The organism is Pseudomonas fragi (assembly GCF_002269505.1).
In the GTDB taxonomy this organism is placed as follows: domain Bacteria; phylum Pseudomonadota; class Gammaproteobacteria; order Pseudomonadales; family Pseudomonadaceae; genus Aquipseudomonas; species Aquipseudomonas fragi_D.
On the sequence record NZ_NQKQ01000008.1, the window covers coordinates 58,701 to 71,144 of the forward strand.

Consider the following 12,444-nt stretch of genomic DNA (forward strand, 5'->3'; position numbering starts at 1 on the left):
GCACAGCTTGATTGAGCGCATCGGGGAGCCGAACCTTAACGCGTTAACCGGTTGGTCGACAATGGGCAGGTACAGCTTTAATCCAGTACGGCCTGCGCCATTGCGTGATCCAGGGTGGCTTGTGAGAACTCCACAGCGTGGTGAGTGACCCATTCCAGGGCCAGGGCTTGCAAGTCCTGCGGATAGGGGCTTTGTTGCTGCTGCAGACGGGAAAAGTGCTCGATCTGACAAACCTGTTCACCCATTCGTGCGCCAAACAGGGTTTGTTCGTCGATCAGGGCTACGCCGATACGGTAGCCCTGTTGATGCTTTTCGCACCAGGCTATATAGCCCGGATAACGTGCGTTTTCCCCCAGGGTAGGCATGGACAGGTCAACGGCGGTGCCGCATCGCCAGCTTCGGTCGCTGTTGCATGCCACGCCGCCGAGGCTGATAGAGTGCAGCTTCTGGCGCGGCAGTGAAGGTTGGTTGCGTAGCGTTATCTCAACGGGAATATCATCTGGGTGAGGTAAAAAGCGACCCATGAAAGCTGACTCCAATTGCCATCAAATTAGTATTGTCTTATGAGTATAGTGAGTGAAATGGAGCTGACCGATTTTGATGCCGATCAGCAACTGCTGGCGCTACCCGGCACTACGCTGGTTATCTTTACCAGCGCCGGCTGTTCGGCGTGCCGGGTAGCGCGGCGCATGCTGCCGGATATGCAGTTGCCCATCGAACGGCTGTGCTGGATTGATGCTGGCAATAACGGTGGCCTGGTCGAGCGTTACGAAATTTTCCATCTTCCTACCCTGTTTGTCGTACGCGACGGGGCCTTTTACGGTGAGTTGAAATCGCGCCTGAGTGAAGGCGAACTGGCCCACCATATTCGACTGGCCTTGATGCTTGAGCCTGACGAACTACCGTGAACCAATGGCTTAACCCGCTTTAATTCCGTGGAGGCGACATGAGCAAAGGCTTAAAGGGCAAGCTGGTGCTGGCCATTTCTTCTCGGGCCCTGTTCGATTTGAGCGACAGCCATCAGGTATATCTGGCCCAGGGAATCGAGGCGTACCGTCAATACCAGATCGAGCATGAAGATGAAGTACTGACGCCGGGGGATGCCTTTGCGCTGGTCGAAAAGCTCCTGAGCTTTAATGCCAGCCTTGGCCGTGAGCGGGTGGAGGTGGTGCTGGTATCGCGCAACAGTGCCGACACCGGGCTGCGGGTGTTCAATTCGATCCAGCATTACGGTCTGAATATTTCCCGGGCAGCGTTCTCGGGCGGGCGCAATCCCCACCCCTATCTCAATGCGTTTGGTTGTGATCTGTTTTTGTCGACCCATGCCGAGGATGTGCGCAGTGCCCTGGATGCGGGTTTTGCGGCAGCAACCATTCTTTCGGGCGGCTCGCTGCGCGCCGAAAGCAATGAACTGCGGATTGCCTTCGACGGTGATGCAGTGCTGTTTTCCGATGAGTCGGAGCGGGTTTTCCAGGCTGGTGGCCTGGAGGCATTTCAGTCGCTTGAGCGCGAATCCGCGCGCAATCCGCTGCGGGGCGGGCCGTTCAAGGGCTTTCTGGAAGCTTTGAACCTGTTGCAACGCGAATTCCCTGACGATGCTTGCCCGATTCGTACCGCGCTGGTCACTGCCCGTTCGGCCCCTGCCCATGAACGGGTGATCCGCACGTTGCGCGACTGGGACATTCGTCTGGATGAATCGCTGTTTCTGGGCGGGCTGGATAAATCGGCCTTTCTCGAAGCCTTTGCTGCGGATGTGTTTTTTGATGATCAGGCCGGCCATTGCGAAAGGGCGCGCCAGGTGGTGGCGACCGGCCATGTGCCCCATGGCATCAGCAATGAATTAAGGGATTTCGCCCCCGAATAAGCACTGCGGGCAAGTTGCCAAGCGGAGCATCGTACTTGTCCCGGCGCTGCTAAGCTCTCCTTACCTCGTCTATTGAAGCTGTCGGGATGGTCGCATGATCCGCTCAATTTTGTACGCCACTGACCTTGGCATTTACGCGCCCGTTGTTATGCAGCATGCGCTGGGGATGGCCCGCAGTTTCAATGCAGACCTGTTTGTGGTGCATGTGGTCGAGCCCATGGGGCTGTTTGCCGAGTCGGTGTTGCAGAGCTACCTTGATGAGCAGGCGTTGAGCGAGCTGCACCTGCAAGGCATGAGCACAATGCTTTCAAATATTGAGTTGCGGGTATTGGAGAGTCTTCGCGAAGAGTTGGCGGGCTGGGAACAGGAACTTGCCTTGATTCGGTCGGTCAAGGTTATTCAGGGGGAGCCTTCACACGTCATTCTGGAGCAGTCGCAAAAGCTTTCAGTAGACCTGCTGATACTAGGCAGCCATGCCCAGCCCACGGGGGGCGAATCGCATTTGGGACGCACAGCCGCCCGAGTTATCGAACTGGCAAAAATACCGGTATATCTGGTGCCCCTGATGCAGCGCCGGCGCAGTGCTGATGTGTAAGGCGGATGAATCAATAGAAATGATAAAAAAGTTCTAGATTTCTTATTCCAACCTTCCATATAGTTATATATCGCCGCCGATACCTTGGCGCCTATCAGCTTTGAGGGATGCATATGAAGCTTCAACAATTGCGCTACATCTGGGAAGTGGCGCACCACGACCTCAACGTTTCGGCCACCGCGCAGAGTCTTTACACCTCACAGCCGGGTATCAGCAAACAGATCCGCCTGCTTGAAGACGAATTGGGCGTCGAGGTCTTTGCCCGCAGCGGCAAGCACCTGACCCGCGTCACTCCAGCGGGCGAGCGCATTATCACCACCGCTGGCGAGATCCTGCGCAAGGTCGAAAGCATCAAGCAGATCGCCCAGGAATTCTCCAACGAGAAAAAGGGCACGCTGTCGATTGCCACCACCCACACCCAGGCGCGTTATGCATTGCCGCCGGTGATCAGCAACTTTATCAAACAGTATCCGGACGTGGCCCTGCATATGCACCAGGGTTCGCCCATGCAGATCGCCGAGATGGCCGCCGATGGCACCGTCGATTTTGCCATTGCCACTGAAGCCCTGGAGCTGTTCGGCGACTTGGTGATGATGCCTTGCTATCGCTGGAATCGCTGCGTGGTTGTGCCTCAGGGTCACCCACTGACCAAACTGCCAAAGCTGACCCTCGAGGCGCTGGCCGAATACCCGATCGTGACCTACGTGTTCGGCTTTACCGGTCGCTCCAAGCTCGACGAAGCCTTCAGCCATCGCGGCCTGACCCCTAAGGTAGTGTTTACCGCGGCCGACGCCGACGTGATCAAGACGTATGTACGTTTGGGGCTGGGTGTTGGCATCGTCGCCAAAATGGCCGTCGATACCAATCTGGATAAAGATCTGGTGGTGCTTGATGCCAGCGAACTGTTCGAATCCAGCATCACCAAGATCGGTTTCCGTCGCGGCACCTTTCTGCGCGGTTTCATGTGCGACTTTATCGAGAAATTTGCCCCGCACCTCACCCGTGAGGTGATGGCCAAGGCGATTGCCTGCCACAACAAGCAGGAGCTTGAAGAGCTGTTTGAGGGTGTTGAACTGCCGGTTCACTGATTCACGCTCAGCACACCCACTCTGTAGAAGCGGGCTTGCCCACGATGGCCGCGACGCGATCTGAACCAAGGACCGTGCCGTTTGCATCGCGAGCAAGCCCGCTTCTACATTTACCCGGGCGTGTTACTGCTCGGCGTTGCGCGCATGCCGGTACTCGCTCACCGCGTCATACACCGCCTTGCGCAGGCGGTTGATCCCGCCAATCGGCCGATGTTCCTCAATACCATGCCAGGGGCTGAACGACAGGTTGTCACAGGCCAGGCTCTGGCCGGGTGTGTCAAAGTCCTGGGCTGGCACCTTGACCCGTGCAACTGTCTCAAAGGGGGCGTCCGACTCTTTCCACTCAATGCTGGTGTCTTCGATCGGCATAAAGCGATTGGCATCCTGACGCTGGATCTGCAGCACAAAACAGGCCGGTACCCGGTCTGTTGACAGTTGCTGGTTCAACGCATTGCGCAGGAAGTTGGGCAGCGCCTCGTTTTGCTTTGGCAAGCTGTAGGCCGGGCAACTGTCGGGGTCGGGGGCCACACGGTATTTGGCATTGGCTGTGCCGAACTTGTAGGGCGATACCGAAAAGTAGGTGGTTTGTGTCGGGCTGTCCGGGGCGGGTGCCAGAGTTGCCAGGGCGATAAACAAATGGCGGACCTGCCAACTGCGTGGGTCCCAGGAAGGGAAAAACGCCAGGACCTTTTTGCCATCGGCTTGCGCGCCGATGTTCTGACGGTATTCAGCTACATCGCTGACAAAGAAATTGGGATGGTTGAACATCACAAAATCCTGTTCGGTTCGGCCCTGTTGGCTCGGCATCAATTGCGTGCCAGGCACGTCCTGCAATTTGATGGCCATGCCGCGAGCATCGCGGATGCTGTCGAACTGCGGGTAGGCGTTGCCATTGGACAGGCGCATCACCGCTTGCCAGGTTTTGCCCGGTGTGGCGAAAACGCCCTGGCGCAAGGCCGGGTCGAGGTCATCGAGCACCACGACTTCGGCCTTGACGCAGCCGTGGGCCTTGGCGTGGGCATCGCGCAGGTAGCGAGTGTTTTCGCGGTGCTGATCGACGATGCGGATGGCGGTCTGAATGGTATCCCGGGTCATGGCGGCTTCACCGGTCGGGATTTGTTCCTGGGCCGAAACCGGCCCGCGGTGCTGCCAGGCGTACCAGCCGCTGGCAAGCGCCCAGCCCAGCAACCCCAGGGCGATCAGTGCCAGCAGTAATGTGCCCAGGCATTTGCCCAGGCGAAGCCAAAACGTGGTCAACATGCAAACATCCTTTTAACGAAATCTTCAGTGCTGTGAAGGCACTTCATGGGGTGGGCAACTGTTGTTCAAGGGGGCCGCCGAGCATTTTCAGATACTCCAGCAAGGCCCAGCGCTCTTCGGGTTGCAGCAGGCGCCCGATGACGCCGTTGCCGCGAGGGCCGGCGCGGAATTCGTGACCGCTGTTGTGGTTGCCGCTGATTCGCGTGTCGAGTACAAAGCCGCCGTCGAAAGCCTCGGTGCGATAGCCCAGGTGACGCGGGTCGTATTCAAAGCTGCCGCGATAGAAGGTCTGGTCGCGCTCGGCCTGAGGCGACAGCAACTGGTACACCGTGGGTACCGAGCCGTTGTGCAGGAAAGGTGCCGTGGCCCAGATCCCGTCCAGCGGGCGCGCCTTGTAGGCTCGCAATTCCATGACTCCGATCGGCAGGCCGAAACCGTTGAGGCGCGCCTGCTCCTCAGGGCTGATGTTGGCGTCATGGTAGGCACGCTTCTCGACGAAAGCGGTGACGTAAGCCAGCCCCTTGGCCACTGACAAGGCGCTCATGTCCAGGGGCGCATCGGTCTTGGGGTACAGGTCCACGTTCATGCCGGCCAGCTCGGCAGGGTCCCATTGCAGTGCAGTGAGGTTGTAGCGGTTGTCAGCGATATTGTTCGCGGTATTGGGGTCGGTCCCTATCACTTCCACAGGCAGCATTTTCAGTTGCTTGACCCAGCGGCCGTTTTCTTCGACCAGGGGGGGTACATGGCACCCGGCGCAGTTTTCGCCGAACAATGCACGACCCTTGGCGGCCAGCGGGCGATCAATCTTGCCGAACAGCTCTTCGGGCCAGACCGGGGGCTTGAGTTTTTGCAGGGTTTCTTCGATCAGGTGCAGGTCGTTGACGCGCACGCTGGACGGGTAGCGGGCATCGCCTTGCAGGGGCTGACCATGGTTGTCGAAGAAATTAAGGGTGGCGCCCACGCCCAGGGCTTCGCCGATATTGCGTGCCATGGGTTGCTTGGCCGAGCCGTTCCACTGTACCCAGTCGAAGGTCCACATGTCCCACAGGTGCGGGTAGTCCACCGGGGCATTGGCCACGCGATAGTTATCGGGGGAAATCGCATCGCCGAAGCTGGCGTTGGCGATCCGGCCGAAAGCATCGGTACGGCCCGGGCCTTCCAGGGTTGGATACAGGCCGCGGTGGGTGTCGTTCCAGGCCACGCCCAGGAAGGTGTCCAGGGATGCCTTGAAGTCCTTGCGCAGTTGCTTGTGCTGCGCATCATATTGATCGCCCAGGACAGTGCGGGCGAAGCGCTCGAATTTCCACGGGTTGTAATAAGTGGCTGCGAGGGTGGCGACAAGTGCCTGGCCGAAGCTGCCGCCGCGCAGGGTCGGCACGCTCGATGGCAGTACATGTTGCGCCGGAGCACCGTCAACGCGTACAGCCTGGCCTTTGAAACGTAATTCGCCGGTGTGGCAGGCTGCGCAGGTGATATCCAGATACTCCACGTTGCTGCCGGAGTTCTGATGGCGGGTAAAGCCTACTGGCAAGTTGCCCGGGTTGGCAGCACTGGCCTGCTGCTCGGGATCCACCAGAAAGCCGAAGCGCGCCAGATACTCGGGGGCCGCGAAAGGTTGCCTGGAAAACGGCAGTTCCAGAGCGCTGAACCAGTCGTAATGCAGACCTTTAACCTGGGTGCCCTGGGGGGTGTAGTAGTAGGTCTGGCGCTCAGCGGGACTCCACTGGTCCAGGTAGTGCAATTGCTGCGGGGGCTGGTAGGCGGGTAGTTTTGGATTGGCGATAAAATAGATCACCAGACCAAGGCCCAGCACCACAGCCACCAGCAACCCCAGCAGAACACGGTAAAACAGACGCACAGTAACGCTCCTTGTAAAATATTTACCGCCTTATGCCTTAGCTGGAGTCAGGCATCAAGTGAGGAGGGGTGTGCATTGCCGGGTTTACAGATGTGTTAACAAAAGTTGCGGCTAAAATGAATTGTTATTAATGCATGAACTTATCCACTAATTGTCTATCTTATCCCGGTAGCCATTGGTCGCGGCCGCCTGATAAGCTCGCGGCTTTATTCGATTGCCCATTTGGCGCATGAACAAGGAAATAGCATGAAACAGCATCGGTTGGCGGCAGCTGTGGCCCTGGTAAGCCTGGTACTGGCGGGTTGTGATTCGCAGACCAGCGTAGAGCTGAAAACTCCGGCGCAAAAAGCTTCGTACGGCATTGGCCTGAACATGGGCAAGAGCCTGGCTCAAGAAGGCATGGATGATCTGGATTCCAAGGCCGTAGCCCAGGGCATCGAAGATGCCGTCGGCAAGAAAGAGCAAAAACTCAAGGACGACGAGTTGATCGAAGCGTTCGCAGCCCTGCAAAAACGTGCTGAAGAACGCCTGACCAAAATGAGTGAAGAAGCCTCTGCTGCAGGCAAAAAATTCCTCGAAGAAAATGGCAAGAAAGCCGGTGTTGTCACTACCGCTTCTGGCTTGCAATACGAAGTTATCAAGAAAGCCGATGGCCCTCAGCCAAAAGCTACCGACGTGGTCACTGTTCACTACGAAGGCAAACTGATCGACGGCAAGGTGTTCGACAGCTCGGTAGAGCGCGGCAGCCCGATTGATCTGCCGGTGAGCGGCGTGATCCCGGGTTGGGTTGAAGGCCTGCAATTGATGCACGTTGGCGAGAAGTACAAACTGTATATCCCTAGCGAACTGGCTTATGGCGCGCAAAGCCCGAGCCCGGCAATTCCGGCCAATTCGGTGCTGGTATTCGATCTGGAGCTGCTGGGCATCAAGGACCCTGCAAAACCAGAGCAAGACGCTGCTCAGTAAGCAGCCTTTTGCACGCGTAACGCCCCGTCTCGACGGGGCGTTGTCGTTTCTGTAGTCCGCATTCTGTATTTGTAGGCGTTGCCCTACAGAGCTTCAAAGGCCCACAAGTTCCCTTGGCTAGTAGTTGCTGACTGCCAAGTCAATGAATTTATGGGTTTTTTTATGTGTGTAAAAAATGCCCGATCTGAGTACAGCCCTTATGGGGCGGGCCTTTCAGGGGCGAAAAGTAGGTCTGTTCACAAGGTTATCCACAATTTGTGTGGATAACATTTACAGGAAATGGCGGCGTTTTCGGCTTTTTTCACAAAATATTCACTTTTGTGTGAAAACCCCAGAGACCTTGGCAGCTGATAGGATTAAGCTCGAAGGGAAAGTTCTGACTCGATTTATGAAAAAAGTCTGACGGGGTTTAGTAATGGATCTTCAAATCATCAAGCGTAATGGTGAGCCTGAATACGCCGTTCTTTCATGGGAGAGTTATCAGGCGCTGCTCAAGGCTGCCGGAGTCCGCGAACCGCTTGCTGAGCCTGCCAAGGATCTGCAGCCATCGGCACCCGCGCAGGAGCACCCCGGACTCGATCAGTTGCGCAGCTTGCGTGAGAACAAGGGGCTGGCCCTTGAGACGCTGGCACGCACGGTAGGCATTAGTCCGTCATATCTGGGAATGATCGAAACCGGCGAGCGTCTGCCAGACCTCGCTATCCGTCGCAGCTTGGCCTGGGAGCTTGGTATCGCAGGCTGGAGGGAAGCATCATGAGCGTTCGCATCAGTCGTCAACACTGGGATGGGTTGTTGGCTGAACTCGATCAGGCGCGCCGACAGCGCCACTTGCTGACTTACCGTGCATTACTGGAACGGTTGCAATTACCGAGTCCTGCCATGTTGACCCTCACCGCCGCGCTTGAACACCTGGCGGCGATGGATGCCAAGGCCGATCAGCCACTGCGCAGTTCGCTGGTGATCAGTCAGGGGGCAAGCCGTCTGCCACGCACCGGTTTTTTTGAATGCGTGGAGCGCCTTGGGCGTTTCCCCGGCCCGCCGGATGGTATTGCCGCTGCATCCTGGCATGCTTCTGAAGTGGTTCGGGTGTTCGAGTATGTGTACGAGCACGAGGAGGCTTGAGTGCTCTGGCGGTTCAAGGCGCGCCTGAGTTACTGGCTGGCGCGTAAGTTGTTTCGCTGGTCGTGGTGTGTCCGGCAACCGCGCATCTGGTTCTGGATGGAAGGCCAGTTCGCACGCATGGCCAACCTCGGCAGTACCGGTGCGCAAAGCTTCTACGGCCATATCCTGGCTTTTCGTGGTCAAGGGTTGGGCGCCAGGGAGGAGGGCGTGCGCTTGTTGCGTCTGGCGGCATTGAGTGGCGACGCCAAGGCTGCCTACCAGGTCGGCGTTTTCAGCCTGGCAGGAACGCTGAACAAGACGCCTGACGCTGCCGAGGCTGCACGCTGGTGGACGCTGGCGGTAAAAGCCGGGCACCCGCTGGCAGCGCACAAGCTGGCGGTGTTGTATCAACAGGGTGGCCCTGGGTTAATGGCTGATCCGCAAATGGCCAAGCTGTACCGGTAGCCAATAAAAAAGGGCGGCTCGCATGATGCGAGCCGCCCTTTCTTTATCAGCCTGAATTACTTCTTGGCCACCTGTGAGGTGAGCTTGAGGTAGTCCAGCAGAATCCGCCCGGTTTCACTCAGATAGGCGTCATCTTCCGGCTTGGTCTTTTCAGGCTCGACCGGCAGTGCATCTTCGTCTTCTTTCTTCATTTCCTTGAGCGGCGCTTCGCCCTTGGCCTGGCGACGGGCGTTTTCCATCACCAACTGCTTGGCATCAATGTCGGCATGCTGAGCACGGCGCTCGGCTTCGTTGAGGCTGACGGTCTTCTCGGCCATCAGCTTCTCGGCCAGGGCCAGTTTGTCGCGGATAAAGATGAACTCGGCATCCTTGGCCACCCGTGCTTCATGCTCGGCCTTGAGCTTGTCGATGTAAGGCTTGAACGGGTCGACAGCGGGCTTGATCGCAGGGCGGATAGTGTCCCACGGCATGGCTTCAGGCAGTGCGCTCTCGCCGATTTCCTTGGTGTCGATAATCGACGGGAAGGCGACGTCAGGCAGAACGCCCTGATGCTGGGTGCTCTGGCCGGAAACCCGATAGAACTTGGCCAGGGTCAGTTTCAGCTCGCCGTGGTTCAGCGGCTGGATGGTTTGCACCGTGCCTTTACCGAACGTCTGGCCACCGATAATTAGCGCACGGTGGTAGTCCTGCATGGCACCGGCAAAAATCTCCGAAGCCGAGGCCGACAGGCGGTTGACCAGCAACGCCATCGGGCCTTTGTAGAACGCCCCCGGGTTTTCGTCTTCAAGCACGTCGACCTTGCCGTCTGCATTACGCACCAGCACGGTCGGGCCCTTGTCGATAAACAGGCTGGTCAGTTCGGTGGCTTCCTGCAAGGAGCCGCCACCGTTGTTGCGCAGGTCGATAATAACGCCATCGACTTTTTCTTTCTGCAACTCGGTCAGCAGTTTTTTGACGTCGCGGGTGGTGCTCTTGTAATTCGGGTCGCCAGCACGGAACGCTTTGAAATCCAGGTAGAAGGCCGGAATTTCAATGACGCCCAGCTTGTAGTTCTTGCCGTCCTGCTTGAGGTTGAGGATCGACTTTTTCGCCGCCTGCTCTTCCAGCTTCACCGCTTCGCGGGTGATGGACACGATCTTGCTGGTCTGGTCGTTAGGCGCGTTGCTCGCCGGGATCACTTCCAGGCGCACCACGGAGCCTTTGGGGCCACGGATCAGCTTGACCACTTCGTCCAGGCGCCAGCCGATCACGTCGACCATCTCTTTGTCGCCCTGGGCAACGCCGATGATCTTGTCGGCCGGTGCGACCTGCTTGGTTTTGTCGGCCGGACCTGCCGGCACCAGGCGGACAATTTTTACCTGGTCGTTATCGCTCTGCAACACGGCGCCGATGCCTTCCAGCGACAGGCTCATGTTGATGTCGAAGTTTTCCGCGTTATCTGGTGACAGATAGTTGGTGTGCGGATCGTAAGACATGGCGAAGGTGTTGATATACGCCTGGAAAATGTCTTCGCTGCGGGTCTGATCAAGGCGCGACAACTGATTCTTGTAACGTTTGGTCAGCAGTTCCTGAATTTTCGCAGGCTCTTTGCCAGCGATTTTCAGGCGCAGGACTTCATCCTTGATGCGTTTGCGCCACAGGTCGTTGAGTTCGGCTTCAGTCTTGAGCCACGGAGCGTCCTTGCGGTCGATCTCCAGGGTTTCCTTGGCATTGAAGTCCAGCGAGTCAACGCCCTTGTTCAACTCGGCAAGGGCGAAGTCCAGACGCGATTTGACCCGGTCCAGGTAGCGCTTGTAGATAATGAAACCGGGGTTCAGGTCACCGCTCTTGAGGAAGTCGTCAAACTGGAATTTCCATTTGTCGAATTCGGCAATGTCGCTGGCCAGGAAGTAACTGCGCGAAGGGTCGAGCAGCTTGAGGTAGCTGTCATAGATGATCGCCGAACGGGCATCGTCCAGGGGTGGCTTGCTGTAATGATGGCGCTTGAGCAGCTCAACGACGTTAAGACTGGCAATCACCTCATCACGATCGGGCTGAAGGTTATCCCAACTGTTAGCGGCGAACGTATTGGCCGAAAACGGCAAAACGCCTAGGCCAATGAATAGGGCAAGTGCGGTGCTAGGGAATAAATGCTTCATGCTGATTCGACGCGGGGGCAATTGATAACGCATATTAGGCCGTCTGTGAAGTCGCCGGTTCCATCAAGGACCGGTCGCATAATGCAAAAAGCCCGGCGCAACAGCTCCGGGCTCAGTCCAGACTCACTATGGAGGCACTGTGAAAGCATTGCAAGGCGTTGAAGGTCAAGTGAAGTGGGTTGAAGAGCCAAGCCCCACCTGTGATGTAGGACAAATCCGTATTCGTGTGGCAGCTGCCGGGCTCAATCGGGCAGACCTGTTGCAAAGCGCCGGCCTGTATCCGCCACCGCCGGGAGCCAGTCAGGTATTGGGTCTGGAATGCTCCGGTGTGGTCAGTGAAGTGGGCCCGGGTTCGTCGTGGCAGGTTGGCGACAGGGTGTGCGCGCTGTTGGCGGGTGGTGGCATGGCACAAGAGGTGGTGGTGGATGCCCGTCACGCCCTGCCGGTGCCTGAAGGTTTGTCGCTGGTTGAGGCCGCAGCCCTGCCCGAGGTGTACAGCACGGCGTGGCTGAATCTGTTTCAACTGGCGGCGCTGCAGCCGGGTGAAAAAGTACTGCTGCATGCTGGTGCAAGTGGTGTTGGTTCAGCGGCCATTCAGCTGTGCAAAGCCTTTGGCAGCCCGTGCTGGGTGAGTGTGGGGTCGGCTGACCGTCTGGCTTATTGCCAGTCACTGGGCGCCCAGGGTGGCGTGGTCCGCACCGAGGGGCTGGACAGTCTCAAGGCGCTGGGACCCTTCGATGTGGTGCTGGACCCTGTGGGGGCCAACTACGCTGAATCCAACCTCAAACTGCTGGCTCAGGACGGGCGCTGGGTGTTGATTGGTCTGATGGGCGGTCGCAAGGCCGAGCTGGATCTGGCATTGGTGCTGGGCAAGCGTATCCAGTTGCTGGGTTCGACCCTGCGCAGCCGCAGCGATCAGTTCAAGGCAGATTTGCTCAGCGATTTGGGGCAGCAGGTATGGCCATTGTTTACCGAAGGCCGCTTGAGCCCGCAATTGGCCAAAACCTTTCCGATTGAAGAAGCGCAGGCGGCATTTGCCGAACTGGCCAGCAACCAGGTGTCGGGCAAGCTGGTGCTGGTGATCGACGCAGGTCTGGTTTAAGGAATTG

13 protein-coding genes are annotated in these 12,444 nt (G+C 57.8%); 9 read left to right on the forward strand and 4 right to left on the reverse strand.

Going from position 1 to position 12,444, the window contains the following annotated elements; translation table 11 throughout:
- Positions 1-77: 77 nt before the first annotated feature.
- Entirely contained in the window at positions 78-524 is a 447-nt protein-coding gene (locus CJU81_RS09350; protein WP_095036359.1) for a PilZ domain-containing protein, read from the reverse strand.
- Between the two features lie 57 nt (positions 525-581).
- Between CJU81_RS09350 and CJU81_RS09355 the strand changes: the two genes are divergently transcribed.
- The 4 genes from CJU81_RS09355 to cysB all read left to right on the forward strand — a co-directional run bounded on the left by CJU81_RS09355 (position 582) and on the right by cysB (position 3,547).
- A complete protein-coding gene (locus CJU81_RS09355) occupies positions 582-908 on the forward strand; it encodes a thioredoxin family protein (protein ID WP_095036360.1) in 327 nt (108 codons plus the stop codon).
- Positions 909-946: 38 nt separating this feature from the next.
- Entirely contained in the window at positions 947-1,864 is a 918-nt protein-coding gene (locus tag CJU81_RS09360) for a 5'-nucleotidase (protein ID WP_095036361.1), read from the forward strand.
- Between the two features lie 94 nt (positions 1,865-1,958).
- Positions 1,959-2,459, forward strand: a complete 501-nt coding sequence (locus CJU81_RS09365; protein WP_095036362.1) for a universal stress protein — start codon at positions 1,959-1,961, stop codon at positions 2,457-2,459.
- Positions 2,460-2,572: 113 nt separating this feature from the next.
- Positions 2,573-3,547, forward strand: a complete 975-nt coding sequence (cysB, locus tag CJU81_RS09370; RefSeq protein WP_016780131.1) for an HTH-type transcriptional regulator CysB — start codon at positions 2,573-2,575, stop codon at positions 3,545-3,547.
- A 123-nt stretch (positions 3,548-3,670) separates the two neighbouring features.
- On the opposite strand, the gene CJU81_RS09375 is transcribed toward cysB, so the two are convergent.
- Together CJU81_RS09375 and CJU81_RS09380 are read right to left on the reverse strand one after the other, a co-directional pair.
- Positions 3,671-4,807, reverse strand: coding sequence for a catalase family protein (locus CJU81_RS09375; RefSeq protein WP_095036363.1), 1,137 nt, complete (start codon positions 4,805-4,807; stop codon positions 3,671-3,673).
- A gap of 43 nt (positions 4,808-4,850) precedes the next feature.
- On the reverse strand, positions 4,851-6,665 hold the full coding sequence (locus CJU81_RS09380) for a di-heme-cytochrome C peroxidase (RefSeq protein ID WP_095036364.1): 1,815 nt from the start codon (positions 6,663-6,665) through the stop codon (positions 4,851-4,853).
- A gap of 246 nt (positions 6,666-6,911) precedes the next feature.
- On the opposite strand from CJU81_RS09380, the gene CJU81_RS09385 reads away from it, so the two are divergent.
- The 4 genes from CJU81_RS09385 to CJU81_RS09400 all read left to right on the forward strand — a co-directional run bounded on the left by CJU81_RS09385 (position 6,912) and on the right by CJU81_RS09400 (position 9,197).
- Positions 6,912-7,631 carry an FKBP-type peptidyl-prolyl cis-trans isomerase gene (locus CJU81_RS09385; protein ID WP_016780136.1) on the forward strand — a complete coding sequence of 240 codons (720 nt, stop codon included), beginning with the start codon at positions 6,912-6,914 and terminating at the stop codon, positions 7,629-7,631.
- Between the two features lie 415 nt (positions 7,632-8,046).
- Positions 8,047-8,388 (forward strand): helix-turn-helix domain-containing protein, encoded by a 342-nt coding sequence (locus CJU81_RS09390; protein ID WP_095036365.1) that lies wholly within the window; start codon positions 8,047-8,049, stop codon positions 8,386-8,388.
- Entirely contained in the window at positions 8,385-8,753 is a 369-nt protein-coding gene (locus CJU81_RS09395; RefSeq protein WP_095028424.1) for a hypothetical protein, read from the forward strand. Before CJU81_RS09390 ends, CJU81_RS09395 begins: the two co-directional genes overlap by 4 nt.
- On the forward strand, positions 8,754-9,197 hold the full coding sequence (locus CJU81_RS09400) for a tetratricopeptide repeat protein (protein WP_095036366.1): 444 nt from the start codon (positions 8,754-8,756) through the stop codon (positions 9,195-9,197). It abuts the gene before it with no gap.
- Between the two features lie 56 nt (positions 9,198-9,253).
- Here CJU81_RS09400 and CJU81_RS09405 read toward each other — a convergent pair whose 3' ends face one another.
- Positions 9,254-11,335: a carboxy terminal-processing peptidase gene (locus CJU81_RS09405; protein ID WP_176464817.1), complete on the reverse strand. Its 2,082-nt coding sequence runs from the start codon at positions 11,333-11,335 to the stop codon at positions 9,254-9,256.
- Between the two features lie 139 nt (positions 11,336-11,474).
- Between CJU81_RS09405 and CJU81_RS09410 the strand changes: the two genes are divergently transcribed.
- Positions 11,475-12,437 (forward strand): NAD(P)H-quinone oxidoreductase, encoded by a 963-nt coding sequence (locus tag CJU81_RS09410; RefSeq protein WP_095036368.1) that lies wholly within the window; start codon positions 11,475-11,477, stop codon positions 12,435-12,437.
- Positions 12,438-12,444 lie beyond the last annotated feature (7 nt).